Annotated in this window: 23 protein-coding genes; 14 read left to right on the top strand and 9 right to left on the bottom strand. The window is 59.6% G+C overall.

Going from position 1 to position 23,438, the window contains the following annotated elements:
- Window positions 1-108: 108 nt before the first annotated feature.
- A complete protein-coding gene (locus FHT93_RS25870) occupies window positions 109-651 on the top strand; it encodes a transcriptional regulator (protein WP_183850107.1) in 543 nt (180 codons plus the stop codon).
- 3 nt (window positions 652-654) lie between these two features.
- Here the strand turns inward: FHT93_RS25870 and FHT93_RS25865 are convergent, their stop codons facing one another.
- A complete protein-coding gene (locus tag FHT93_RS25865; protein WP_183850105.1) occupies window positions 655-1,545 on the bottom strand; it encodes a LysR substrate-binding domain-containing protein in 891 nt (296 codons plus the stop codon).
- A 273-nt stretch (window positions 1,546-1,818) separates the two neighbouring features.
- Here FHT93_RS25865 and FHT93_RS25860 point away from each other — a divergent pair, with 273 nt between their 5' ends.
- Complete coding sequence (locus FHT93_RS25860) at window positions 1,819-2,814, top strand: aldo/keto reductase (protein WP_183850104.1); 996 nt, start codon at window positions 1,819-1,821, stop codon at window positions 2,812-2,814.
- Window positions 2,815-2,820: 6 nt separating this feature from the next.
- Here the strand turns inward: FHT93_RS25860 and FHT93_RS25855 are convergent, their stop codons facing one another.
- Window positions 2,821-3,651 (bottom strand): SDR family oxidoreductase, encoded by an 831-nt coding sequence (locus tag FHT93_RS25855; protein ID WP_183850102.1) that lies wholly within the window; start codon window positions 3,649-3,651, stop codon window positions 2,821-2,823.
- Between the two features lie 110 nt (window positions 3,652-3,761).
- Here FHT93_RS25855 and FHT93_RS25850 point away from each other — a divergent pair, with 110 nt between their 5' ends.
- Window positions 3,762-4,667 (top strand): LysR family transcriptional regulator, encoded by a 906-nt coding sequence (locus FHT93_RS25850; RefSeq protein ID WP_183850100.1) that lies wholly within the window; start codon window positions 3,762-3,764, stop codon window positions 4,665-4,667.
- An 18-nt stretch (window positions 4,668-4,685) separates the two neighbouring features.
- Here FHT93_RS25850 and FHT93_RS25845 read toward each other — a convergent pair whose 3' ends face one another.
- Window positions 4,686-5,618: an AraC family transcriptional regulator gene (locus FHT93_RS25845; protein ID WP_183850098.1), complete on the bottom strand. Its 933-nt coding sequence runs from the start codon at window positions 5,616-5,618 to the stop codon at window positions 4,686-4,688.
- Between the two features lie 120 nt (window positions 5,619-5,738).
- Here FHT93_RS25845 and FHT93_RS25840 point away from each other — a divergent pair, with 120 nt between their 5' ends.
- Both FHT93_RS25840 and tehA read left to right on the top strand, forming a co-directional pair.
- Entirely contained in the window at window positions 5,739-6,077 is a 339-nt protein-coding gene (locus FHT93_RS25840) for a carboxymuconolactone decarboxylase family protein (protein WP_112546190.1), read from the top strand.
- Window positions 6,078-6,136: 59 nt separating this feature from the next.
- Window positions 6,137-7,093 carry a dicarboxylate transporter/tellurite-resistance protein TehA gene (gene tehA, locus FHT93_RS25835; RefSeq protein WP_112969029.1) on the top strand — a complete coding sequence of 319 codons (957 nt, stop codon included), beginning with the start codon at window positions 6,137-6,139 and terminating at the stop codon, window positions 7,091-7,093.
- 14 nt (window positions 7,094-7,107) lie between these two features.
- Here the strand turns inward: tehA and FHT93_RS25830 are convergent, their stop codons facing one another.
- From FHT93_RS25830 to treZ, 3 genes are all read right to left on the bottom strand, one after another.
- The gene (locus FHT93_RS25830) at window positions 7,108-7,932 is read right to left on the bottom strand and encodes an endonuclease/exonuclease/phosphatase family protein (protein ID WP_113014667.1); all 825 of its coding nucleotides are present in this window, start codon (window positions 7,930-7,932) and stop codon (window positions 7,108-7,110) included.
- Between the two features lie 93 nt (window positions 7,933-8,025).
- Window positions 8,026-9,489 carry a phosphatidylserine/phosphatidylglycerophosphate/cardiolipin synthase family protein gene (locus tag FHT93_RS25825; RefSeq protein ID WP_113014668.1) on the bottom strand — a complete coding sequence of 488 codons (1,464 nt, stop codon included), beginning with the start codon at window positions 9,487-9,489 and terminating at the stop codon, window positions 8,026-8,028.
- Between the two features lie 76 nt (window positions 9,490-9,565).
- The gene (gene treZ, locus FHT93_RS25820) at window positions 9,566-11,395 is read right to left on the bottom strand and encodes a malto-oligosyltrehalose trehalohydrolase (protein WP_183850096.1); all 1,830 of its coding nucleotides are present in this window, start codon (window positions 11,393-11,395) and stop codon (window positions 9,566-9,568) included.
- Between the two features lie 117 nt (window positions 11,396-11,512).
- Between treZ and FHT93_RS25815 the strand changes: the two genes are divergently transcribed.
- From FHT93_RS25815 to FHT93_RS25780, 8 genes are all read left to right on the top strand, one after another.
- Window positions 11,513-12,154, top strand: a complete 642-nt coding sequence (locus FHT93_RS25815; RefSeq protein WP_113014478.1) for a UdgX family uracil-DNA binding protein — start codon at window positions 11,513-11,515, stop codon at window positions 12,152-12,154.
- Window positions 12,155-12,296: 142 nt separating this feature from the next.
- Window positions 12,297-12,629: a DUF2934 domain-containing protein gene (locus FHT93_RS25810; protein WP_113014479.1), complete on the top strand. Its 333-nt coding sequence runs from the start codon at window positions 12,297-12,299 to the stop codon at window positions 12,627-12,629.
- Between the two features lie 321 nt (window positions 12,630-12,950).
- Window positions 12,951-13,130 carry a hypothetical protein gene (locus tag FHT93_RS25805; protein ID WP_162732875.1) on the top strand — a complete coding sequence of 60 codons (180 nt, stop codon included), beginning with the start codon at window positions 12,951-12,953 and terminating at the stop codon, window positions 13,128-13,130.
- A 132-nt stretch (window positions 13,131-13,262) separates the two neighbouring features.
- The gene (locus FHT93_RS25800) at window positions 13,263-15,986 is read left to right on the top strand and encodes a response regulator (protein ID WP_112969025.1); all 2,724 of its coding nucleotides are present in this window, start codon (window positions 13,263-13,265) and stop codon (window positions 15,984-15,986) included.
- A gap of 169 nt (window positions 15,987-16,155) precedes the next feature.
- A complete protein-coding gene (locus FHT93_RS25795; protein ID WP_112969024.1) occupies window positions 16,156-16,470 on the top strand; it encodes a plasmid stabilization protein in 315 nt (104 codons plus the stop codon).
- A 66-nt stretch (window positions 16,471-16,536) separates the two neighbouring features.
- Window positions 16,537-16,827, top strand: a complete 291-nt coding sequence (locus FHT93_RS25790) for a DUF3175 domain-containing protein (protein ID WP_112546183.1) — start codon at window positions 16,537-16,539, stop codon at window positions 16,825-16,827.
- Window positions 16,828-16,843: 16 nt separating this feature from the next.
- Window positions 16,844-17,578 (top strand): glutathione S-transferase, encoded by a 735-nt coding sequence (locus FHT93_RS25785; RefSeq protein ID WP_113202142.1) that lies wholly within the window; start codon window positions 16,844-16,846, stop codon window positions 17,576-17,578.
- A gap of 89 nt (window positions 17,579-17,667) precedes the next feature.
- A complete protein-coding gene (locus FHT93_RS25780; protein WP_183850094.1) occupies window positions 17,668-18,228 on the top strand; it encodes a type 1 glutamine amidotransferase domain-containing protein in 561 nt (186 codons plus the stop codon).
- A gap of 52 nt (window positions 18,229-18,280) precedes the next feature.
- Here the strand turns inward: FHT93_RS25780 and FHT93_RS25775 are convergent, their stop codons facing one another.
- From FHT93_RS25775 to FHT93_RS25765, 3 genes are all read right to left on the bottom strand, one after another.
- Window positions 18,281-19,291 (bottom strand): DNA topoisomerase IB, encoded by a 1,011-nt coding sequence (locus FHT93_RS25775; RefSeq protein WP_183850092.1) that lies wholly within the window; start codon window positions 19,289-19,291, stop codon window positions 18,281-18,283.
- A gap of 17 nt (window positions 19,292-19,308) precedes the next feature.
- A complete protein-coding gene (gene glgX, locus FHT93_RS25770) occupies window positions 19,309-21,465 on the bottom strand; it encodes a glycogen debranching protein GlgX (protein WP_183850090.1) in 2,157 nt (718 codons plus the stop codon).
- Window positions 21,466-21,547: 82 nt separating this feature from the next.
- The gene (locus FHT93_RS25765; RefSeq protein ID WP_183850088.1) at window positions 21,548-22,342 is read right to left on the bottom strand and encodes an SDR family NAD(P)-dependent oxidoreductase; all 795 of its coding nucleotides are present in this window, start codon (window positions 22,340-22,342) and stop codon (window positions 21,548-21,550) included.
- A 206-nt stretch (window positions 22,343-22,548) separates the two neighbouring features.
- Between FHT93_RS25765 and FHT93_RS25760 the strand changes: the two genes are divergently transcribed.
- A complete protein-coding gene (locus FHT93_RS25760; protein ID WP_183850085.1) occupies window positions 22,549-23,436 on the top strand; it encodes an amino acid ABC transporter substrate-binding protein in 888 nt (295 codons plus the stop codon).
- Window positions 23,437-23,438 lie beyond the last annotated feature (2 nt).

The following is a 23,438-nucleotide window of genomic DNA, read 5'->3' as shown; positions in this document are numbered from 1 at the left end:
AGCTAGGCTGCATTTCCTGTTCGTTCGAGCCGGCGCCCGAAACTTGAAGCACGGTCCGATCGGGATAAAGTCTTTCGCTGGAGGGCAGCTCTCGCCTGTCGCGTTGCATTGATCGTTTTCCTGGATTTCGAGGCTTCGTCCCTCAGCAAGAAAAGCGTTCCCATCGAGGTTGCCTGGGTGTTCGAGGATGGACGCTCGCACTCGACCTTGATCCGGCCTGCCCCCGACTGGGACGATTGGGCTGCGGATGCGGAAGCAATCCACGGGATTCCGCAGGCACTGCTCGCGTCGCAGGGCGTGCCGGTGGAACAGGTCGCCAGCGAAATGATTGAGGTTTTGACCGGCCATGATCTCTATGCGAGCGCGCCGTCATGGGACGGAAAATGGCTCAGCGTTCTCCTGCGCGCCGCAGGCTTTCCGCGCCATGCTCTCAGGCTCGGTAAGTCACGTGATGCCTTTATGGCCACGGCGCGCGAATTGACAGGAGCGACTGTCACCGAGACAGAGCTGTCGAGGCTCATCGACGGCATCATCGAGGGAAGCAAGGCGGCAATCCCGGCGCATCGCGCATTGGCAGACGCCACGCTTGAGCTTACCCGATGGAAGCTTGTCCGCGAGGCCGCCCAAAAGCGGATGGCGAGAGGCAGGTAGACGTCAGCGCTTGTGAAAGCTTTCGGTGACCCAGCGTGCAAAATCCGCGGCCGGGGATGGAAGGCGGCCGAAGCTGCGGGCCACCAGCCAATAGGCGCCGTTCGGCACAGCGAGATCGAAAAGCTGGCGTAGACGGCCACCCCGGATTTCCTCCTCTGCAAAAGATTCATCAAGGAGCGCAACGCCCTGGCCGCGCAGCGCCGCCTGCAGCACGAGGCCGTCATCGGCATAGACGGGCCCCCTCGCCGTCTCGGGCATGGCAAGGCCAGCCGCCCCAAACCACCGGCTCCAGGCGTCGCGGGTCTCCTCATGCAAAAGCCCATAAGCAAAGATGTCATGCGGAGAGGAGATCGGCGTGCCACGTTCCAGAAGATCGGATGCGATCACCGGCACCATGCGGACATCGATCAGGTGCCGGCTTTCTGTTCGTGGCCATGCAGTGACGGTGGCGCTGTGCCTGATCGCGATCTGCGCCTGGCCGGTACGAAATTCGATCGTCCTCGGATCGGCATCGAGCAAGATGTCGACGTCAGGGTGGCGTTTGCGGAATTCCGGCAGTCGCGGCACCAGCCAGCAAGCGGCAAAGGAAGGCTCGACGCTGACTTTCAGATCCGCAGACATTGAAGCCCCGCGGATATCCTCCAGGAACTCATCGATCCGGTCAAAGGATGGAGTGAGCACGGCAAGCAGTTTCCGTCCGCTTCCCGTCAGCAGAACACTGCGATGACGCCGCTCGAAAAGCGGCTCACCCAGCAGTTGCTCCAACTCGCGGATCTGCCGGCTGACGGCCGCCTGCGAGATGAACAGTTCCTCCGCCGCAAGCGTGAAGCTCTCGAGCCGGCCAGCAACCTCGAAGCTGCGCAATGCCGTCAGGGGAAGCCGGCCGCGTTTCATCCCATAACCTCAAGTTATCCGAAACCGACGATAAGCTCGTTTGAACACTGGGCGCAAGAGGAGGAGAACACTGGCGAAAGGAGAAACGCCATGTGGAAGCAAATCATTGCCGTCCTGATGGATGCGCTTCGCCTCGCCACCTACACATCTGATGACCGGAACAACCGGCACCGCCGGAACACCTGAACGCTCACGCAGTTTATCGGGATTTTCGCGCATTCATAATCCTGCGCCGGGGTCTATATAGACCTCTCCCTTATGAGAAGCAGGAGCATGATGATGCAGAAGCGCAAACTCGGCAGCCAGGGACTTGAAGTATCGGCCATCGGCCTCGGATGCATGGGAATGAGCCAGTCCTACGGCCCGGCGGATGAAACGGAATCCATCGCCACCCTTCACCGCGCCATCGAGCTCGGCTGCACCTTTCTCGACACGGCAGAGGTCTACGGCCCCTACAGGAATGAAGAATTGCTCGGCCGTGCGCTGAAGGGTCGCCGCAACGAGGTGACGCTCGCCACCAAATTCGGCTTTCGCCTGAAGGATGGCAAGCAGGTCGGCACCGAGCGCGACAGCCGGCCAGAAACCATTCGCAGCGCCGTCGAGGGCTCGCTCAAGCGTCTTGCCACCGACCACATCGATCTCATCTACCAGCACCGCGTCGATCCGGCTGTCCCGATGGAGGACGTCGCTGCTACCGTTGCCGAACTCATCAAGGAGGGCAAGGTTCGCTATTTCGGGCTTTCCGAAGCCGGTGTCACCAATATCCGCCGCGCTCATGCCGTCCTGCCCGTCTCAGCCGTTCAGAGTGAATATTCGCTGTGGGAGCGCAATCTGGAAGCCGACGTCATCCCCGCTTTGAAGGAACTCGGCATCGGTCTCGTGCCCTTCAGCCCACTCGGCCGAGGCTTCCTGACCGGAGAGGTCAAGCGCGCAGAGGATTATCCGGAAGGCGATTTCCGCCGTGGCGATCCACGCTATCAGGGCGAAAATTACGACGCCAATGTTCGCGCGGCCGAGGCCGTCCGCTCCGTTGCATCCTCGCTCGGAGTCAAGCCTGGCCAGGTGGCGCTCGCCTGGATCCTCCACAAGGGCAGCGATTTCGTGCCGATCCCCGGCACCAAACGCCGCGCCTATCTGGAAGACAATATCGCCGCTGCCTCCATCGCGCTTAGCACCGAACACATGAAGGCGCTCGATGAAGCGCTTGCCCCCGGCAAGGTTTCCGGCAAGCGTTACAACGACACGATCATGGCGACGATCGACCGCTGAGGGTAGTCAGGCGTCGATATCGGTCGACAGCGTGATCTCCTTCTGTGCTTCCAGCTCGGCAAGCCGCTCGCCCAGAGCCTTGCGGATCGACTGATAGGTCGTGCTGCCAAGCGCAAGTCTTTTGGGTGCCGGTTGTTTTTCGGCCGCCGCGATCATCGCGTCGGTCATCTTCACCGGATCGCCCAGGATCTTGAACGAGCCGCCGGCAATTGCCCTGCGCACCTGGCCGGCCGGCGTGTCCTCGTAGACATCCATCTGCGGCGGCCTGACGAGACCGGCGCCGAAATCCGTGCCCGCCGGTCCCGGTTCGGCAATGGTGATGTCGATGCCAAAGGAAGCAACTTCCTGCGCTACCGCCTCGATGAAACCTTCGATCCCCCATTTGGTCGCGTGATAGAGGCTGAAATTCGGATAGGCGATCTGTCCGCCTTCCGAAGCGACCTGCAGGATGCGACCCCCGCCCTGCTGACGCAGATGCGGCAAGGCCGCGCGGATCACCTGGATGGAGCCAATCAGGTTGGTATCGATCTGATGACGGATCTGCGCATCGCTCACCTCTTCTGCAGCGCCAAACAGGCCGTAGCCGGCATTGCTGACGACGACGTCGATGCGCCCCATCTGCTGAAAGGTGGCGTCGACGACTGCACGAACGGCCCGGTCGTCGGTGACGTCCAGGTTTGCGACCCAGAGCCGTTCGCCATACTGCGCCTCAAGGTCAGCCAGGGCCTCCCGCTTTCGCAGGGTGGCGGCCACCCGATCGCCGCGCGCCAGCAGCTTCTCGGTCATGATCCGGCCGAAACCCGAGGATGTGCCCGTGATGAACCATGTCTTCGTCATCGTCTCTACCTTTCTGATGCCGCTGGATCGCGGCTTGATGACAGCAAAGATAGAGGTGATTATTGATGTGATAATCCGTTCAAACTTGCATGAGTTGTTGAAAAATACCCATGAGTTACCGGCCGACACTTGATGATCTCAACGCCTTTGCGGCAATCGTCACATACCGCAGCTTCCGCAGGGCGGCCGGTGAACTTGGCTTATCGCCTTCGACGCTGAGCCACATGATGCGCAACATGGAGGCGCGCATGGGCGTGCGCCTGCTGCATCGCACGACACGCAGCGTCGCAGTCACCGAAGCCGGCGAAATGCTTCTCGACGGGCTGAAGCCCGTGTTGCGGGATCTTGATCTGGCGCTCGACGCAGTCGGCGAATTCAGCGGTCAGCCAAGTGGCACTCTGCGCATCAATGCCAGCGAGATTGCGGCCCGAGTGCTGATGAATACGGCCATCCCTCTTTTTCTCGAACGTTATCCCGCGATATCGCTCGATGTGGTGACCGAAAACCGGCTGGTGGATATTGTCAGCGAAGGTTTCGACGCCGGCATCCGCCTGCGAGAATCCGTACCGCTCGATATGGTCGCTGTAGAATTCGGGGGAGACGCACGCTTCCTTGCGGTTGCCGCACCCACCTATCTGAGAAATCACAAATCACCGATAACACCGGAGGATCTGAGGCATCACCGCTGCATTCGCCTGCGCATGCCGAGTGGCAAGCTCTATCGCTGGGAGTTTGAAAAACACGGACAGGAAGTGACCATGGAGGTGTCTGGCGCACTGACGCTCGATCATGTGGGACTGATGGCGGAGGCGGCTGCGAAGGGTCTTGGCATTGCGTATGTGGCGGAAAGGGTTGCCCGGCCCTATCTTGCCAGCGGCGCACTGGTCTCCGTTCTTGACGACTGGTGTCCGCCGATACCCGGTCTCTGCCTCTACTATTCCGGTCATAGGCACGTGCCGCAGAGTCTGCGCGCCTTTATCTCCGTCCTGACGGAAGTGGAACGGCACAGCGGCTAGCGCACCGTTCCTGGGCCATCACTGCTGCCCGGTCTGCCTTGCCTGTTCCGCAGAACGGTAGCGGGCCGGTGTTATGCCCCGTCGTGCCTTGAAAGCCTTGCCAAAGGCAGCTTCGGATTCATAACCGACCTCTGCAGCAATATCTGCAACCGTTCGCCGCGTCCGGAGCAGCAGGTCGCTCGCCAGCATCATCCTGATATCGGTCAGGAATGCGCCGACCGTCATTCCGGCGCGCTCGCGAAATTGCCGGGCGTAGGTTGCCCGCGACATGGCCGAATGGCGGGCAAGATCATCAATCGTCCAGGCAAGGGCCGGCGAGGACATTATCGCCACTGCGGATTTGCCAAGCCTGGCATCGCCAAGCAACTGCAACAGTCCCGCCGATGCGATGGGAGAGGCCTTGCCCGCCCTTACCGCCATGATGAAGAGCGAGAGACAAGTCGCGGTGATAATCGCCAATGCTCCCGGCTTCTCTTCAGCTGTTTCCCTGTAGAGCATGGCAACAAGCGTCTTCAGCATTTCCTCCGATTCCGCAGCGAGCGATACGTGAAAGACGTCAGGCAGGCTGTCGAGCAGCAAGGCTGCCGATCCTGGAGCGCAATCAAAATGACCGCAGAGCAGGTCGACATCGGCCTCGCCTTGACCATTTTCGCGCAAGGGCAACATACCGCCCGTCGTAACGCGCAGCGGCTGCATTTCTCCGCGTGGCCGCAAACCGATAATCGCATGCGCGTCGCCGCGCGGCAGCAGCAGAAAATCGCCGGAGCGCAAGGTGATTTCACGACCGGAGCCGAGGCGAATGAGACAGTCGCCGCCCAGGATCAGATGAAACGGCAACGTACCTGCTGCAACGGGTTCGTGATCGATATGAAACGCGCCTTGCAGCCGGCAGCGAATGTCGAGCGTTGGCTGTAGGCGGGCAAGTTCAATGAGGCGGCTTAAAACATCCATGAGACGATCGCGCTAGAAAATGACCTTCCTGAGCATTCAAAGTATCGGCCCTTGCGGTCATAGTCATTTCCGGCAGCAGAGGCAATCACGCCGGTGCTGATTTCAGATGGAGTGACTTTCATGTTGGACTGGAAGGAATATCGCAGCGAACTCTTCGGCCGGATCGGCGAACTCTCCAAAATCGCGCCCGAAACCATCAAAGGCTACCAGACCCTTTCGACGGCCGGGCAGAAGACAAATCACCTCGACGCCAAACAGCGCGAACTGATAGCTCTTGCCGTCGCTGTTACCGTTCGTTGCGATGGCTGTATCGTCGTGCATACAACCGAAGCCCAGAAGCTTGGCGCCACGAAGGAAGAAATTGCCGAAGCCCTCGGCGTTGCAATTTCTGTCAATGCAGGCGCTGCTCTTGTCTATTCGGCTCGCGTCATGGACGCTGCCGACGCTATTGCTAAGTGACGACCACCTGCACTGCCGGTGGGGCGTAGCGCCCGCCGGATCAGCCCGGAGAAACGAAAATGTCGCTGCCCCGCATACCCGCTGCATTCTTTGGCATTGTTCTCGGCGTTGTCGGGCTCGGCAACAGTTGGCGCGCTGCCTCTGCCGTCTGGCCCGTCTCGCCTGGTATAGGCGAGGCGATCAGCCTGCTCGGCTTCGCCATCTGGCTGCTCCTCGTTCTCCTCTACGCAGCAAAATGGCTCATCGCGCCGAAGGAGGCGATGGCCGAGCTTGAGCATCCCATACAGTGCTGCTTTGTCGGGCTGATCGGTGTTGCGACCATGTTGGCAGGAGTTGCTATACTTCCTTATTCGCGTATCGCGGCCGAAGCGCTGGCAATGGTCGGATTTGCCGTCACCCTGTTTTTCCTGCTGTGGCGAACCGGGCTTCTGTGGCGTGGCGGACGTGATCCGGTCACCAACACGCCGGTCCTCTATCTGCCAACGGTTGCCGGCTCCTTCGTCACCGCTATTGCGGCAGGTACGCTTGGTTATGCCGATTGGGGCCAGCTCGCCTTTGGCGCAGGGTTCTTCTCGTGGCTGGCGATCGAATCCGTGCTGCTGCACCGGCTGTTGATGGCCCCGGAACTTGCCGCTCCCCTTCGGCCAACTCTTGGCATCCAGATTGCCCCGCCTGCCGTTGGCAGCGTAGCTTATCTCAGCGTCACCGGCGGTGCGCCCGATATGTTCGTGCATGCAATGTTCGGCTACGCCATTCTGCAGGTTCTGATTGTCGGCCGTCAGCTGCCCTGGATCATGCAGCAGCCCTTCGCAGGCTCATACTGGGCCTTCACCTTCGGCCTGACGGCGCTTTCGACTGCCGGCTTGCGTCTGATGGGACATGGCGACACTGGAGCGATCAGCCATCTTGCGCCGGTGATCTTCATCCTGGTCAATATCGCACTTGCGCTTATCGCGATCGGCACACTGTGGCTGCTGCTTAAAGGCAAGCTCCTTCCCGCTCCCGTCCGGGCCTGAAAGCCCGAACGATTTCAGGTCCTTGCCAGCTCCTGCTGCAGATCGACCACCGCCTTGATCGGCAGGTGGTCGGACGCCATGCGGGCGAGCGGAGTGTCATGCACCTCCACTGCGGAGATGATCCCTTTCCGGTTGGCAATGATGCGGTCAAGCGCCAGGACCGGCAAGCCGGCCGGAAAACTCGGAACGGCGGGCGGCAGCGGACCGAAGGCCATCTGAAAGGTGTGAAGAGACGAGCGGTCACCGAGCCGCCATTCGTTCAGATCGCCAAGCAGGATTGTCGGCATTTCGTGACGGTCGCTGATGAGATCGACCAGAGTCTTTGCCTGTTGTGCCCGCGAATGGCGCAGCAGCCCGAAATGGGCGGCAATGATGCGCAGTTTGCCGCCAGATTCGAGCTCTATTTCCGCAACCAGTGCCCCGCGGGGCTCCAGGCCCGGCAGCTTCACCTGATGCACGTCATGCACCAGGCCCTTTCGCACGAGCACCACGTTGCCGTGCCAGCCATGCGCTTTTACAGCCCCTGAAATCGGAACAGGAACGAGCCCGGTATCGCGCTCCAGCCGGGCGAGATCGAGAATGCCGGTACGCTCGCCGAAGCGCGTATCGGCCTCCTGCAAGGCGATCACATCGGCATCGATCTCATGGATGACACGGCTCGTGCGTTCCGGATCGAAGCGTCGATCGGTGCCGACGCATTTATGGACGTTGTAGGAGGCGATCAGCGTGCCGTCACCGCGCGGCTTCGGCCCGGCACGCCAGGTCTCGACGCGTTTCTTCCTGTTCTTGATGGAAGCGATGATACTGGCGGGGAGACTGTCTTTCTTTTTGGCTTGCATCGGAAGGAACGCCCGCTCCATTGCTCGAAAGCTTTTTTCCCAGATTATAGGCAGTGCAACAAAACTTGCCATGCCGCAATCACGAAAACTCGTTCAAAGATACGGCGAACCCAGCCAAAGCACCTTTTCGAGAAGCCGCACCAGGAAGGGCCGCGACCACAGCCCCTCGAGCGTCACGGGCGTGGCGGACTTGATGGCTTCGTCTATGCGCTCATCGATTTCGCCGGCAAAGCCCGCATTCAGCACTTCAAGATCCACCTCGAAATTCAGCCGCAGTGAGCGCGGATCGAGATTGGAGGAGCCGACATAGGCCCAGGTTCCATCTATGGAGAGCAGCTTGGAATGGCTGAAGCTGCCGGTCGAACGCCAGATACGGCAATAATTTCTGACCATCTGGTCGAACTGCGCCGTCATCGCCCGGTCGACCAGAACGAGATTGTTGGCGGCGGGCACGACGATATCGACCTCCACGCCACGCCGGGCTGCTGTTGCCAGCGCACTGATCAGCTCCCGATCCGGCAAAAAGTAAGGCGACATGATCCGGATCGACTGGCGCGCTACGGAAAAGGCGCCCATCAGCATCTTGTGGTTCGTCTCCACGCTCCGGTCCGGCCCGGAAGCGACGACACGCATGAAGACCGGATCGCCGCGCTTGCGTTCTGGCCGATCGATGCGCCAAGCCTCCGCGTTCAGGACTTCGCCTGTCGTGAAACGCCAATCCTCAGCCGCGACGTCGAAGAGATCGGCAACCGCCGGGCCGCTGACGCTGAAATGCGTGTCGTGGGCAAAACTTCCGCCGACCGCCTCCTCGCTGAAGCCTTCGCGGATATTCATGCCGCCGGTCAACGCGGTCTTTCCATCCGCGATCAGGATCTTGCGGTGAGTGCGCAGGTTGGCATAGGGCAGCCTGAGCCCCATGATGACATTGCCGTTGAAGACATCGACGGTGACGCCCCCTTCCTTCAGGTACCCGAGAATGCTCGGCACCGAATAGCGTGCCCCGACGGCGTCGATCAGTACACGCACTTCCACGCCGCGCCTGACGGCTGCAATCAGCGCGTCGGCGATGCGCAGCCCGATCCTGTCGCGGTCGAAGATATAGGTTTCGAGCAGGATGCTGCTCTGCGCGTCATCGATTACCGTCTTCATTGCTGCATAGGCTTCGTCGCCGTTTTCCAGCATGTCGATCGTATTGCCTGTCGTCAGCGGGTAGCGCGTAACGCGATCGCCGAGCGTCTGCAGGGCAGCAAAACGCCGGCCGAACTGGCTGATGACGGCTTCAGTCTCCGCGTCGAATTTCTCGAGCTCGTCCAGATCGGCGGCAGGCAGCAGCGCATCACGCCGAAGGCTCAGCGACTTGCGGCGGATACGGTTGATGCCGGCAATCATGTAAAGCAGCGCGCCAACGATCGGCGAGAGGATGATGACGCCCACCCAGCCGGTTGCAGCCCGGACCTCTTCCTTGGTCATGGTGGCATGGATCGCCGCCGCTGCCCCCATGGCAATCGAGATGACGAAGAGGATATGCGGCCAATAGGTCGACAGCAGCTGAAACATCGCCACAGCATATAGCCGCGAATGGCCTGCGTTCAATCAGTCCGGAGCTCGCTTACGACGCGAATTTTTCAGATGCTTAATTTGCCGGCTCAATATCTATGGCAAAGACAACCGAAAGCGGCGGCAGCGCGCCATTCTCGGCAGGCTTTGCTTCCCGGCCGTAGTGCTCGTAGATCACAGTTCCCGCGATTGACGGCAGGACCAGTGCCTGCCCTGACAAATTGGCGCGCAGCGCCAGCGTCAGGTTGGCAAACTTCCACCAGACGGCGACCGCCCCTTCTGGCGCTTCGAGCACACCGCTCTCGATGGCCCAGTTTTGCCGCAGCAGCGGCACGATATAGGTCTTGCGCAACTTCAGGAGTTCGGCGACGAAAGCCAGGCTTTTCCGACCCTCTTCGTTCTCCCGCCATTGCCAGTCGAGTTTTGAATTTTCGAAGGTCGAAGGCGCATTTGGATCAGGCAGATCGGCCACGCTTCTGCCGGCCTTCAATCCGCCGAAACCCTCAGCTTCCGCCATGCGACCCTCGCGGACTATCTTGGCGAGCTCGCCCGTGTAGTCGGTGAAGAAATAGAAGGGCCGCCTTTCCCCGTACTCCTCCCCCATGAAGAGAAAGGGAATATGAGGTGAAAGCAGGAGGATCGCGGTCAACGCGTCCAGCATCTCGGGATCGGAAAGGCTCACCAGCCGTTCGCCGAACGCACGGTTTCCGATCTGGTCATGGTTCTGCAGGAAATCGACAAAGGCCGTCGGCGGCAGGTAGCGGCGTTCGCCAACGGGTAGCTCCGGCCGATCGGTTCGATCGGGATAAATGAAGCCGTGCTGGAGCGCGAGGCGAAGCTTGTGCCAGAGCTGATCGGCGAAAGGCTTGTAGTGACCGATGGTTTCGTCGGTCGCGATGATGTGGGCAACATGATGAAAATCATCATTCCATTCGGCCTTGTAGGCTTTGGGAGCGCCGCTCTCGTCACGGACAAGCAGTTCCACGAGATTGCGTTGGTCTTCGACGACTAGATGAACCTGCCTGTCGGCGAAAGCAGCTTTCACTTCTTCGGTAATCGCTAAGAGCACATGCTTTCCGGAGGTATCGTGGATTTGCTCGACGGCATCGAGCCTGAGCCCGTCCAGCCGGAATTCACCGATCCAGTAGAGTGCGTTCTCGATGAAAAAGCGCCGCACCGGTTCCTGACCGAAATCGATCGCCGCACCCCAGGGCGTTTGCCGATCCTTATGGAAGAAGCCGGGCGCATATGTGTGAAGGTAATTACCCTCGGGTCCAAAATGATTGTAGACGACATCGAGCAGCACCATGAGGCCGAGCCCATGTGCCGCGTCGATGAAAGCCTTGAAATCGTGAGGCGTCCCATAAGCGGAATGCGGCGCGTACTGCAGCACGCCGTCGTAACCCCAGCCGTGATTACCGGCAAATTGCGCCACCGGCATCACTTCGACCGCAGTGATGCCGGTTTGCGCAAGATGCTTCAGTTTCTCCCCCGCCGCCCGGAACGTACCCTCGGGTGTAAAGGCGCCGATATGGATTTCGCTGATCACGGCCTCCTCCCAGGGGCGGCCGCGCCAGCGCGAATTTTGCCATTGGTAGCTGGGATCGACGATCAGCGACGGGCCGTCCACCTTGCCAGCCTGCGCCCGCGACGCTGGATCCGGGACGGCTTTTCCATCCGGGAGGACGAACATGTACTCGTCACCGGCGACGGCTTTCGTCACAGTCGCCTCGAGCCAGCCGTCTCCAGCATCATGCATCGGAATATCCCGGCCACGATGGCGCAGCGAAATCGCATTCTCGCTCGGCGCCCAGAGACGAAAATGTGCGGTCCCGTCCGCCAGCAACTCTGCGCCCCAGCACCCGGTGCTTTCCATGTTCGTTCCGTTCTTTGAGATCTGGCTCATCCCTCACCCCGTATGGTTCCAGTCAGCACCAAATTCCTGAGGCCCCGGGTTGTTCCGAACAGGCAGGAACAATCGGTTGCGTGACCGGTTAAGAGTGGAAGCCAAGAGATTGCCGCCATGAACATCGCATCGAAATTTGGCCCTGCCTTCACGCTTGAAAGCGCCGACGCCGCCAGCCTCGATCAACTTGAACATCAAGCGCAAGGCTGCACACGCTGCGAACTCTACAAGAACGCCACCCAGCTCGTCTTCGGCGAGGGATCGCAGAAGGCCGACATCATCCTCGTCGGCGAACAACCTGGCGACAAGGAGGATATTGCAGGCCGCCCTTTCGTCGGCCCTGCCGGACGCCTGCTCGACATCTGCCTCGAGGAGGCCGGGCTCGAGCGCTCGCGATGCTACGTCACCAATGCGGTCAAGCACTTCAAGTTCGAGCCTCGCGGCAAGCGCCGCCTGCATTCGAAACCCAATGCGGGGGAGATCCAGCGCTGCTCCTGGTGGCTTGGCGCCGAAGTCAATCTTGTGAGGCCGCATCTCGTCGTCGCACTTGGTGCGACGGCGCTTTACTCTCTTCTCGGCCCGAAGGTGAAGCTGACGCCCGTGCGCGGTCACATCCTCACGCCGGAGAACCATCCGCCGGTTCTCGTCACTATCCACCCTTCCTTCCTCCTGAGGATCCGCGATGATGAGGATATCGCGCGCCAGCGCGCGAATTTCATCGCGGATCTGCGCCACGCTGTTCAATATCAAGGCAACTAGAACGAGTTATTGCCTATAAATATTGCAACGCAAAAATATTCCCGATTTACTTGGCAAATCCACTTGAAACCGGCCCGATAGTCTGGAACCTTTTCAATAGTATCGCGTTCGGACGACGGCATGTTGTGACTGGAGATCAGCGATGGCAGAAACTCGGGATGAGTGGATACAAAAACGTGCATATGCCCTCTGGGAAGAAGAGGGACACCCGACGGGAAGGGATTCCATCCATTGGGAAAAAGCAAGGGCTGAGCATGATGCGCTCAAGGGGGTATCAAAATCTCCAAACGGCAAGGAAGTGAAACCTCGGGCGAAGCGGGCCGTGGCAGCCAAGACGCAGGCACCGGCAGCAGCCGAGATCACTGATGGTGCCGAAGCCACGAAACCTGCCAAACGGGCGGCGGCAAGCACGAAGACGAACGGCATCATCAAACCGGCCCCAAAGCGGACGGCCGTACGCAAGTCGGCTTCCTGAAGAGAAATCTTCAGATGTTGATGAAAAAGGGCGCCTTCACGGCGCCCCTTGGCTTTTTTTGTCATAAGTTTGAATTAGTTGCGCGCTAATAAGGTCATGAAGCGCCAGCTTCTGTGCGGGGGTGACCACAAGCCGAATGAAACGTCCGTCTGGACAGCTCTTTAAAAAAGCTGCGTCCGCCCCTCGAAACGGGGAACAAGAGTATTTCCCGGCTGTTTATGGGCAAACAGGGAAGTCGTCATGACCAGCCGTTTCGCCCATTTCCTCATCATCCTTATCCCCGCGGTTTCAGGCTGCGGTTTTCCAGCTTCGGTGTGAGGGATGGAGATGTCGCTTCTTCTCATCGCTGCGGTGCTTTACATCGGTTTCGCGCTGGGACTTATCCTTTTCGTCGACAATATTGTCGGCGTTTTTTTTCGCGATCCGCGCAAACCGAGTGAGCTTCGTTCCTTTGTGCTGAGCCGCGCTTTCATCACCTCCCGAAAGCTGGATCAAGAATAACAAATATAAACGATCTCATTGAAAGTATTCGGCACCTATCCGATTAACGATATTTTCAGCTCGCTCTTTCCCTCGTGATCGACGCCTCTATTTTGCCATGGACCGGCGGATGAGGAATGAAAGCGATTTTTGATGGCACGGGTGGGGAGCCGCTGGCCGGGAGGCGATAGCGAAATCGGAAATTTGTTGCGCCGGAATGGTTTGGATGCAGCCGGCGTCGGATCAGTCGAAGCATGGCCAAGTTCCCTCCGACATATTGCGGAAATGGTTGTAAATTCCCGCCAGCCGAAATTCGTCGCCTGGGGTCCCGAACTCGCTTTTATTTATAATGACGCCTATGTCGCGATTTTTCCCGAACGGCATCCCGCCGCCCTCGGAAGGCCGTTTCAGCAAGTTTGGTCGGATATCTGGCCGCAATTCGAACCGATTGTGAAGGCCACGCTAAACGGCCAGTCGCAGCTCTACAAGGAACTGCACGTTCCCATGCGGCGCGAGGGGCAGACGGAAGATACCTGGTTCACCTTCTCATACACGCCGCTGCGGGACGACGACGGCAAGGTAGCCGGCATTCTCTGCGCGACCATGGAAGTGACGGATCAGGTGCTCGCAAAGCGCCGGGAGCGCCTTGCGTTGGATGAAGCGCAGGAAAAATCCGCAACACTCGCCGTCGTCAATCGCGCCGGCTCGGCAATCACGGCCGAGCTCAATGTCGACCGCCTGACGCAGATCGCCGTCGATGCAGGAGTGGCGTTGACGGCTGCTGAGTTCGGCGCCTTTTTCTACAATGTCGATGACGGCGAAGGCGGCAGTTATATGCTTTACGCGCTGTCGGGTGTCGATCGCAAACATTTCGACAAGTTTCCGATGCCGCGCAATACCAAGGTCTTCGCACCGACTTTCGGCGGCGAAGGCGTCGTTCGATCCGACGATATCCTGCTTGATCCACGCTACGGGCAGAACGCACCCTATTCCGGGATGCCGAGCGGCCACCTTCCTGTGCGCAGCTATCTCGCCGTACCCGTAAAGTCGCGCGATGGCAGCGTCATTGGCGGCCTGTTCTTCGGCCATAGCCAGCCCGGTCGTTTTTCGGATGCCGCCGAGGCAAGCCTCATCAGCTTGGCCGGCCAGTCCGCCGTCGCAATCGACAATGCCCGGCTCATCCGCGCGGCCGGGGTCGAAATTGCCCAACGCCGTGAGGCCGAGGACCAACTACGCAAGCTGAACGAAACGCTTGAGGTCCGTGTTGCTACCGAAATTCTCGAACGCCAGCAGGCCGAGGCGGCTTTGCAGCAGGCGCAGAAGATGGAATCGATCGGCAAGCTCACTGGCGGCGTCGCGCACGACTTCAACAACCTGCTGCAGGTTATTTCGGGCAATCTCCAGCTTCTCGGCAAGGATGTGACGACCAACGGCCGAGCCAAAGAGCGTATCTCCAACGCGCTGTCCGCCGTCGAGCGCGGATCGCGGCTGGCCAGCCAGCTTCTCGCTTTCGGCCGCCGCCAGCCTTTGGAGCCAAAGGTCGTCAATATCGGTCGCCTCGTCTCTGCTATGGATGACATGCTGCGCCGCGCGCTCGGCGAGGAAATCGAGGTGGAGACCATGGTTTCCGGCGGCCTCTGGAACAGTCTTGCCGATCCGATACAGATTGAAAACGCCCTGCTGAACCTTGCGATCAATTCACGCGATGCAATGAACAGCGCGGGCAAGCTCACGGTCGAGGTTGGAAACGCCTTTCTGGACGATTCCTACAGCCGTACCCATCCGGAAGTCGCGCCTGGCCAATATGTGGTACTCGCCGTCACCGATACAGGCTCAGGCATGCCACCCGAGATCATCGAGCAGGCTTTCGAACCGTTCTTCTCAACCAAGCCGGAGGGCAAGGGCACCGGTCTCGGCCTCTCCATGGTCTACGGTTTTGCCAAGCAGTCCGGTGGCCATGTGAAGATCTATAGCGAAGTCGGCGAAGGCACGACGGTGAAGCTCTATCTTCCCCGCTCATTCCAAAGCGAGGACCGGATCGCCAACGGCGACAATGCTCCGGCGACCGGCGGCACCGAGACGGTTCTGGTCGCCGAAGACGATGAGGGTGTGCGCGCAACTGTGGTCGAGATGCTGACCGATCTCGGTTATTACGTGCTGAAAGCCAAGGACGCACAGAGCGCGCTGACCGTGATCGAGAGCGGAGCGCATATCGACCTACTCTTTACCGATGTCGTCATGCCTGGTTCGTTGAAAAGCCCGGAGCTCGCGCGCATGGCCCGCGAGCGCCTGCCCAATGTCGCAGTGCTTTATACGTCGGGCTATACCGAAAACTCGATCGTCCATGGCGGCCGCCTCGATCCCGGCCTTGAACTCCTTTCAAAGCCCTACACACGGGAAGCCTTGGCGCGGAAAGTTCGCCACGTTCTCGCCAATCAGGCGCAACGCCGCCAGACCAACCCGGTGCCCTTGCCGGGCGGCGGACAGCCCCGCGGCATCGTCCAGGCCAGGCTGAAGCTTCTGCTGGTCGAGGATGATACTTTCATCCGCATGGACACTGCCGAAATCCTGCAGGATCTCGGTTATGACGTGATCGAGGCCGACAGCGGCGAACAGGGCATCGAACTCCTGCGCGGCATCGATACGAATATAGATATCATTGTTGCCGATGTCGGCCTTCCGGGCATGTCCGGCCCGGCCTTCGCAGCGCTGGCGCGCGAAGCGTTCCCCTCGGTCGGCCTCGTCTTTGCGACCGGCAACAGCAATCTGCCGGATGCGAACCGCTTTTCCGGTTCCGTGCTGCTGCCAAAGCCCTTTACCACGTCAGCGCTCGACCGCGCAGTGAAGACCGCAGCCCGCCAGCGCCCCATCGCCTAGAGCTGCACCGCTTGGGAACCACCGAGTTCCGGATATCTTTCGAACAAGTCCTTCCGGCTCATGCTGCATGTTTCCTGATTTCGCTCTCCTCACAGCGGAGCGCGAAATCCCGGAACTTTTGAGAAAGCCAGCAGTTCAGTTTCATTCACACACGTCAGAGGAGGCAGCCATGCCGAAAGGTGACAAATCCGCCTACACGGATAAGCAGAAGAGGAAGGCCGAGCATATCGAGGAAGGCTACGAGGACCGCGGTGTTTCTCACGGGGAAGCCGAGCGCCGAGCCTGGGCAACCGTCAACAAGGAAAGTGGCGGGGGCAACAAATCCGGTTCGGGCCGAGGCAAGAAGGATACGCACGAATCCTCCGAGAAGGGCGGGCGCATCGGCGGCCACGCTTCTGCGTCCCGTTCGAAAGAAGAGCGCTCGGCATCAGCCAAAAAGGCTGCAGCCACGCGCAAGCGCAACGACCAACACGCCCACCACTGAGAGGCCAACAATCAGAAACAAAGCGGCAGGTGCGCGGGCTTGGCGTTTCTCCGAAGGATTTTTACGATGGCGAAGAAGACCAAGAAATGGTCGCAGGACGTGACCGAAAACAGTGATGCGATGGACCTCAAAGAAGGCGTTTTCAAATCGAGCAATCCGAAAAAGATAGCAGAATCACTGAAACAGTCGGCTGAAAGCAGCCAGCGGCGCAAATCGAGCCCCTTCCGCTCGGCCATGTCGATGCTGACCTTCTACATCAACCGCGCCGGTGACCAGTTGACGAAGAAGCAGAAAGGCACACTTGAAAAGGCGAAGGGTGAATTGCGCAAGGATTTCGGACGCGGATCCGGACACTGAGAAATAACGAGGGCAGATGGCTTACGAACTCTATTACTGGGACGGCATTCAGGGCCGTGGCGAATTTGTGCGGCTGGCCCTCGAGGAAGCGGGTGCCGAGTATATAGACATCACCCGCCAGTCGGGTCGCGGGCGCGGGACTGGCGCCATGCTTGCCGTCATGCAGAGCGATGGCGAGGCGCTGCCCCCCTTTGCCCCGCCCTTCCTGAAAGACGGCGATCTCATTATCTCGCATGTCGCCAACATCCTCCTCTATCTAGGCCCCAAACTCGGGCTGGCGCCTGACGACGAAGGGCTACGCTATGTCGTAAACGGCCTGCAGCTCACCATCACCGATTTTGTGGCCGAAGTGCACGACACACACCATCCGATCGCGACCTCGCTCTATTACGAAGATCAGAAGGAAGAAGCGAAGGCCCGGTCTGCCGCCTTCATCAAGGAGCGTATTCCGAAATTCCTCGGCTATTTCGAAAGGGTGCTGAACCAGAATCCGGAAGGCTCGGACTATATCGTCGGCAATGCGCTCACTTATGTCGATCTCTCGCTGTTCCAAATCGTCGAGGGTCTCGTCTACGCCTTCCCGAAAGCGATGAGCAATTATCGCGGCAGTTATCCTCTCCTTGCGGCCCTTCGCGACAGGGTCGAACGCCGCCCCAACATAACTCACTACCTCAGATCCGATCGCCGCCTTGCCTTCAACACGGAAGGGATTTTCCGCCATTATCCGGAACTCGACATTGGCGTTTCCTGATCGGCTTCCTTGGATTTTTCGGGAACGATTAGTACCGCCGTCGGTTTCGCCTTTGATCCCGAGTTTCGACACGAAGGAAAGAAGAAGTAATGCCTTCCATCAAATCCGCAAAAATCCTCATCCTCGCCACCGACGGTTACGAACGCTCCGAACTCCGCGTGCCCTTGGACGAACTGACGAGGCGTGGTGCCTCCGTGAAGATCGCGTCCATTAAGGAGGGTCAGATCAAGAGCTGGGACAAGACGGATTGGGGCGACACCGTACCGGTAGACTTGCAGGCCAAGGACGTAAACATCGAGGATTTCGATGCGCTGGTCTTGCCGGGTGGCCAAATCAATCCCGACAAGCTGCGTATCGACGATAATGCCGTGAGAGTTGTCCGCGAATTCGTCGAATCCGGCAAGGTCGTTGCCGCCATCTGTCATGCGCCGTGGCTGCTGGTTGAAGTCGACGCCCTGCGTGGCCGCCAGGCTACCTCCTATTGGTCGATCAAGACCGATGTGAAAAATGCCGGAGCGACCTGGAAAGACGAGAAGGTCGTAACCGACGAGGGCATCATTACCTCCCGCTCACCCGACGATCTCGAAGCATTCGTCAATAAGATCGTCGAAGAGGTCGAGGAAGGCCGCCACGAGAAGCGCGCCGCCTGACTTATACTCCTGTTGAACTCGAAGCCCGCGGCCAGCCCGCGGGTTCTTTTTGTCATTCGGGAAGCGGGTGGCGCGTTAGATAGTCCAGCATACGATTTTCATCCGCCCGCAGCCCCCGCAGGGGCTCGGCATCGCCCTCTTCCAAGGTCTCGCCGGAACCCGACAGGGCAATGATCGACGGATGGATATAGCTGGAGCGCGAGATTGCCGGCGTATTGTGCAGCGCCTCCGCCGCAGCCTCCGACATTTCTTTCACGCTCGGTCGCCGGCCCTCGGAGATCGCGCTGCGCGCCGCGCCGAAAGCGGCAAGTGAGCCCGCCCACGTGCGGAAAGTCTTGGCCGAAATGGTGATGCCTGAAATCTCGGCGAGATAGGCATTCAGCCGACCGGAATCGATCGGCTTCAGCGCTCCGGTCTCGTCCTTCCAGACAAAGAGCTGCCGCCCCGGCAAGTCCGCAATCTCCTCCAGGATTTTCTGCAGGCGCGGATGTTTGAGGCTGCGTTGTACGCGCTTGCCGCCTTTGGCCCGGAACTTCAGCTCGATTTGGCCATCGACAATCTTCAGATGGCGCTTGAGAAGCGTCGTCGCGCCGTAGGTGCCGTTTTCCTTGACATAGGCCTGATTGCCGACGCGCAGGTGGGCTTCATCGAGCAGGGTCGTCAGTGCCGCGAGTACGCCGTCGATGTCGTTGGCACCGGTGTCGAGATGGCGCAGGACCGTTCGCCGGATTCTGGGCAGCGCCCGGCCGAACTCGACAAGCTGATGGAACTTGCCGGCACTTCGGAAAGACTGCCAGTCCTTGTGGTAGCGGTACTGTTTGCGCCCACGCGCGTCATAGCCCGTTGCCTGCAGGTGGCCGTTCTCGTAAATGCAGATCCAGACATTCTCATAGGCCGGTGGCAGCCCCAGCGCCTGTATGCGCGCACGCTGGAGTTCATCGGCAAGTGTCGTGCCGTCCGGCAGCTGGTAGCTGAAACCCTTGCCTTTTCTTCGCCTGCGGATGCCCGGTTCGGTGTCGCTGACATAGACCAGGCCTAGCTCAGTGATGACTTCTGCATTCATTGCTGCTTATCGACCTGCTACTTGCTCCGGCGACCGAAGTGAAACCACCTGTGTCGCTCGGCCTTGCTTGCATCCTTGGGCGGCTGGGTCTGCCCCTTGGGCGCAAAGATCGCAATGCTTTGGGCATAAACCACGATCGGAGCCTCCGGTTCATGCAGCTTGAATGCGTCTTGCTCGGCGCCGGTGTCGAGAACCCGCGCCCACTGGTTCAAGCCATTGACCTCGGGCAAGTGCACCTCGCAATCGCCGCCAGCGTTGAACACCAGATACAGATCGTCCATTTCTTCCGTGTCCGGAGAATGCGCACTCTTTGAGAGATAGACGCCAAGCACCTGCAGCCCGTCATCGTTCCAGGCGCCGTCATCCATGAAACTGGCATCCGGCTTGTACCAGGCGATTTCAATACGACCATCATCGGTGCTGTCGCCGGTCAGAAAGCGCTCCTGTCTCAGGACCGGATGAGCCCTGCGGAACGCGACGGCCTTCCGGCAGAAATCGAGGAACGCGTCATCGAGGCCGTCCCATTTCGTCCAGCCTATCTCGTTGTCCTGACAGTAGGCGTTGTTATTGCCGCCCTGGCTGTTGCCGACCTCATCGCCGGCAAGGATCATCGGGACGCCCTGGGAGAGCATCAGCGTCGCCATCATGTTGCGGCGCCGGCGAGCCCGCAGCCTGTTGATATCGTCATTATCGGTCGTTCCCTCGGCCCCCATATTGTCCGAATGATTGTCTGAATGACCGTCCCTGTTGTCCTCGCCGTTTGCCTCATTGTGCTTGTCGTTGAAGGAAACAGTGTCCATCAGCGTGAAGCCGTCATGCGCCGACAGCAGATTGACCGATGATGTCGCTCCGCGATCGGAGTGATTGAACTGCACGGCCGAACCGGTGATGCGCTGCGCGATCTCCGACACCATGCCGCTATCGCCCTTCCAGAAACGGCGCACATCGTCACGGAACTTGTCGTTCCACTCGCGGAACGGATGCGGGAAGCCACCAACCTGGTAGCCGCCGGCGCCGACATCCCAGGGCTCGGCGATCAGTTTCACGCCGGCAAGGATAGGATCCTGGCGGATCGCACCAAAGAAGAGCCCCTGCCGGTCAAACTCCAGATCCTGCCGACCAAGCGTGCTGGCGAGATCGAAGCGGAAACCATCGATATGCATCACGCCGACCCAGTAACGCAGGCTGTCGAGCACCATGCGCATGACCATGGGATGGGCGACGTTCAGCGTATTGCCGGTGCCCGTCGTATCGAAAGTATGGCGCGGATCGTCGGGCGAGAGGATGTAATAGCTCGCATTGTCGAGACCACGGAAAGACATGGTCGGTCCCTTCTCGCTGCCTTCGGCCGTGTGATTGTAGACGACGTCCATGATCACTTCGATGCCGGCGGCGTGGAACTTCTTCACCATGGTCTTGATCTCGGTGATCTTGTCGCCCGAGAGATAACGTGTCTGCGGTGCGAAGAAACCGAGCGTCTGGTAGCCCCAGTAATTGGTGAGCTTCTTCTCTTCGAGATAGCGATCATTGGGGAAGAACTGGATCGGCAGAAGCTCGATGGCGGAAATGCCGAGCTTGACGAGATGATCGATGATCGGATCGCTGCACATGCCGAGGAAGGTGCCGCGCAGTCGGTCCGGCACTTTCGGATGTAGCATCGTCAGGCCGCGCACATGCGCTTCATAGACGATCGTTTCCGTCCACGGCCGGCGGATCGCCTGCTCGCCGTCCCAATCAAAATCCGGATCCTGCACAACGCCCTTGACCATGAAGGGCGCACTGTCACGCTCATCGAAAGAAAGATCGTCCTCGCCAATTCTGTAGCCGTAGAGCGCATCGTCCCATTTGAGATCCCCAAGGACCTGCTTGGCATAGGGATCGAGCAACAGCTTGTTGGGATTGAAGCGATGTCCGTTCTTCGGATCGTAGGGACCGTGCGCGCGGTAGGCATAGACCGTGCCCGGGCCGACGCCGGCGATGTATCCCGACCAGATATCGCCCTCACGCTTCGGCAGGGGTAGTCGCGCGACTTCCTTTTTGCCGTCGGGGGAGAAGAGGCAGAGCTCCATTTGCTCCGCATGCGCGGAGAAAACAGCAAAATGCGTACCTGAGCCGGTATATTCCGCCCCCAGTTCCGGTTTCAGGAAGTCGAGTTCGGAAAAGGAAAAGCTCATGACGCCCCCGCTTGTTGAATGGCCAAGCGGGAAACGTCATTGCAGTGCGAAAGTTCCGTAGATAGCGATCCTTACAGCCCCATCAGGGCATCAGCTGACCGCCATTGACCTCGATGATCTGGCCGGTGATGTAACCCGACAAAGTCGGCGAGGCGAGGAAGAGATAGGCGCCGACGCAATCTTCCGACGTGCCGACGAAGCCCATCGGAATCGATTTGCGCTGCAGTTCCATCTGCTCGTCATTCGTATAGCGCTCGTGGAAGGGCGTTGCGATGACGCCCGGCGCGACCGCATTGACGCGGATCTTGTCGGCGACGAATTCCTTGGCGTGACCGTGGGTTATCGTCGATACGAAGCCCTTTGAAGCCGCGTAGAGGATTGCGCCATTGCCGCCGCCGTTGCGCGCCGCAATCGACGTCGTGTTGATGATGAAACCGCCCTGCTTCTTCAGCCAGGGATGGGCCGCGCGCGTTGCTGCGAGCACCGAGCGCGCATTGAGGTTCATGACCTTCTCATAATGCTCGTCGGTATATTCTGCGGTCGGCTTGCGGCCGAGCATGCCGCCGGCATTGTTGATGAGGCCATCGAGGTGGCCGAATGTCTTCGCCGTCTCTTCGACGACGCGTTCCGTTTCGCCTTCCCTCGACACGTCGCCATGCACGAGATGAACGGAGCCGCCGGCTGCCCGGATCTCGTCGGCAAGCTGTTCTGCCGGATCGCGGCTTGAATTGTAATGCACACCGACCTTGGCGCCCTGCGCAGCGAAGGCGCGTGCGACGGCGGCGCCGATACCGGTGGAGGCACCCGTAATCAGCACGGCCCTGCCGGCGAGATCAGGAATTTTGATGGATGCAAGCGATTGAGCAAGATCTGCCATGGCGACGATAGCCTCCCGAAAAACCAAGGACATAGGTGATGAAACGATATGTGCCAGTCTTAGCAGGCGAGATCACGAAAGAGCAATGCACGAAAGAGCGAGATGGATACAGCTGGGGCAACCGGTACTGCCGTTGACAAATGACCGACAGGCCATAGTCTCGGCATCTCGTCGCGGTGAGGGTTACCGCTCTTTGAGGGGAAAACATGCTCAAGCCCGTGAAATGGCTGCTTTTTCTATGTCTTGCTTTCGGTCTTCCAGCCCACAGGCCGGCCGATGCGCAGACGCTCGACACGATCAACCAGAGCAAGACCATCCGCCTTGGCTATATCGCCGACGAGAAGCCCTTCTCCTTCAAGACGACGGATGGCAGCCCTGCCGGCTATGCGATCGATCTCTGCCGACGCATTGCCGACGAAGTCGGCCGGAGCGTGCCCGGTCTCAAGAAAGGCTATGTCGAAACAACGCTGTCCGATGGTTTTAACGCGGTGAAGGATGGCAAGATCGATCTTCTTTGCGGTGCGACCACGATCAATCTTGCCAGGCGCGAAAGCGTCGATTTCTCCCAACCCATCTTCCTGACGGGTGCCAGCGCGCTGTTGCGCAAGGATTCGCCTGATTACCTGCAGATTCTCTTTCTCGACAAGCGACCCGTCAGCGCTGTTGACCTGAAGTCGCCGGCCCGGAGTTCGATCGGCGTGCGCGCCGGCACGACAACGGGCGCGACACTGCGCGAGGCCATCGGCCCCGACGTCCCACAGACCCGTATCGTCGATTTCGCGACGCATGAAGACGGTTTGAAGGCGCTCGAGGATCACAAGATCGATGCCTATTTCGCCGATCGCTCCCTTCTGATCGGCCTTGCCGACCGGGCGGGCAACCCCGCCGAACTGGAACTCGGCAGCCGCCTTTTCACGCATGAGCCCTATGGCATCGCCATGCGGCGAGACGATTCCGCCTTTCGGCTTCTCGTCGATCGCACGCTGACGGGATTCTATATGTCAGACGATTTTCCGAAGCTGCTCAAGACCTATTTCGGTGCCGAAGCCCCGGCCCTGCGCAGCGAAATCATGATGCAATCGATCCCCGAATAAGC

The sequence above is a fragment of the Rhizobium sp. BK379 genome (assembly GCF_014193955.1).
Taxonomy (GTDB): Bacteria; Pseudomonadota; Alphaproteobacteria; order Rhizobiales; family Rhizobiaceae; genus Rhizobium.
Note: the sequence above shows the minus strand (reverse complement) of the source record. Positions and strands in the feature narration are given on the sequence as shown.

Bases quoted from the DNA above. Each gene is read 5' to 3' on its own strand.
- FHT93_RS25865 (WP_183850105.1), bottom strand. From the start codon at position 1,545: ATGAAACGCGGCCGGCTTCCCCTGACGGCATTGCGCAGCTTCGAGGTT.
- FHT93_RS25860 (WP_183850104.1), top strand. From the start codon at position 1,819: ATGATGATGCAGAAGCGCAAACTCGGCAGCCAGGGACTTGAAGTATCG.
- FHT93_RS25855 (WP_183850102.1), bottom strand. From the start codon at position 3,651: ATGACGAAGACATGGTTCATCACGGGCACATCCTCGGGTTTCGGCCGG.
- FHT93_RS25850 (WP_183850100.1), top strand. From the start codon at position 3,762: ATGAGTTACCGGCCGACACTTGATGATCTCAACGCCTTTGCGGCAATC.
- FHT93_RS25845 (WP_183850098.1), bottom strand. From the start codon at position 5,618: ATGGATGTTTTAAGCCGCCTCATTGAACTTGCCCGCCTACAGCCAACG.
- FHT93_RS25840 (WP_112546190.1), top strand. From the start codon at position 5,739: ATGTTGGACTGGAAGGAATATCGCAGCGAACTCTTCGGCCGGATCGGC.
- tehA (WP_112969029.1), top strand. From the start codon at position 6,137: ATGTCGCTGCCCCGCATACCCGCTGCATTCTTTGGCATTGTTCTCGGC.
- FHT93_RS25830 (WP_113014667.1), bottom strand. From the start codon at position 7,932: ATGCAAGCCAAAAAGAAAGACAGTCTCCCCGCCAGTATCATCGCTTCC.
- FHT93_RS25825 (WP_113014668.1), bottom strand. From the start codon at position 9,489: ATGTTTCAGCTGCTGTCGACCTATTGGCCGCATATCCTCTTCGTCATC.
- treZ (WP_183850096.1), bottom strand. From the start codon at position 11,395: ATGAGCCAGATCTCAAAGAACGGAACGAACATGGAAAGCACCGGGTGC.
- FHT93_RS25815 (WP_113014478.1), top strand. From the start codon at position 11,513: ATGAACATCGCATCGAAATTTGGCCCTGCCTTCACGCTTGAAAGCGCC.
- FHT93_RS25810 (WP_113014479.1), top strand. From the start codon at position 12,297: ATGGCAGAAACTCGGGATGAGTGGATACAAAAACGTGCATATGCCCTC.
- FHT93_RS25805 (WP_162732875.1), top strand. From the start codon at position 12,951: ATGGAGATGTCGCTTCTTCTCATCGCTGCGGTGCTTTACATCGGTTTC.
- FHT93_RS25800 (WP_112969025.1), top strand. From the start codon at position 13,263: ATGGCACGGGTGGGGAGCCGCTGGCCGGGAGGCGATAGCGAAATCGGA.
- FHT93_RS25795 (WP_112969024.1), top strand. From the start codon at position 16,156: ATGCCGAAAGGTGACAAATCCGCCTACACGGATAAGCAGAAGAGGAAG.
- FHT93_RS25790 (WP_112546183.1), top strand. From the start codon at position 16,537: ATGGCGAAGAAGACCAAGAAATGGTCGCAGGACGTGACCGAAAACAGT.
- FHT93_RS25785 (WP_113202142.1), top strand. From the start codon at position 16,844: ATGGCTTACGAACTCTATTACTGGGACGGCATTCAGGGCCGTGGCGAA.
- FHT93_RS25780 (WP_183850094.1), top strand. From the start codon at position 17,668: ATGCCTTCCATCAAATCCGCAAAAATCCTCATCCTCGCCACCGACGGT.
- FHT93_RS25775 (WP_183850092.1), bottom strand. From the start codon at position 19,291: ATGAATGCAGAAGTCATCACTGAGCTAGGCCTGGTCTATGTCAGCGAC.
- glgX (WP_183850090.1), bottom strand. From the start codon at position 21,465: ATGAGCTTTTCCTTTTCCGAACTCGACTTCCTGAAACCGGAACTGGGG.
- FHT93_RS25765 (WP_183850088.1), bottom strand. From the start codon at position 22,342: ATGGCAGATCTTGCTCAATCGCTTGCATCCATCAAAATTCCTGATCTC.
- FHT93_RS25760 (WP_183850085.1), top strand. From the start codon at position 22,549: ATGCTCAAGCCCGTGAAATGGCTGCTTTTTCTATGTCTTGCTTTCGGT.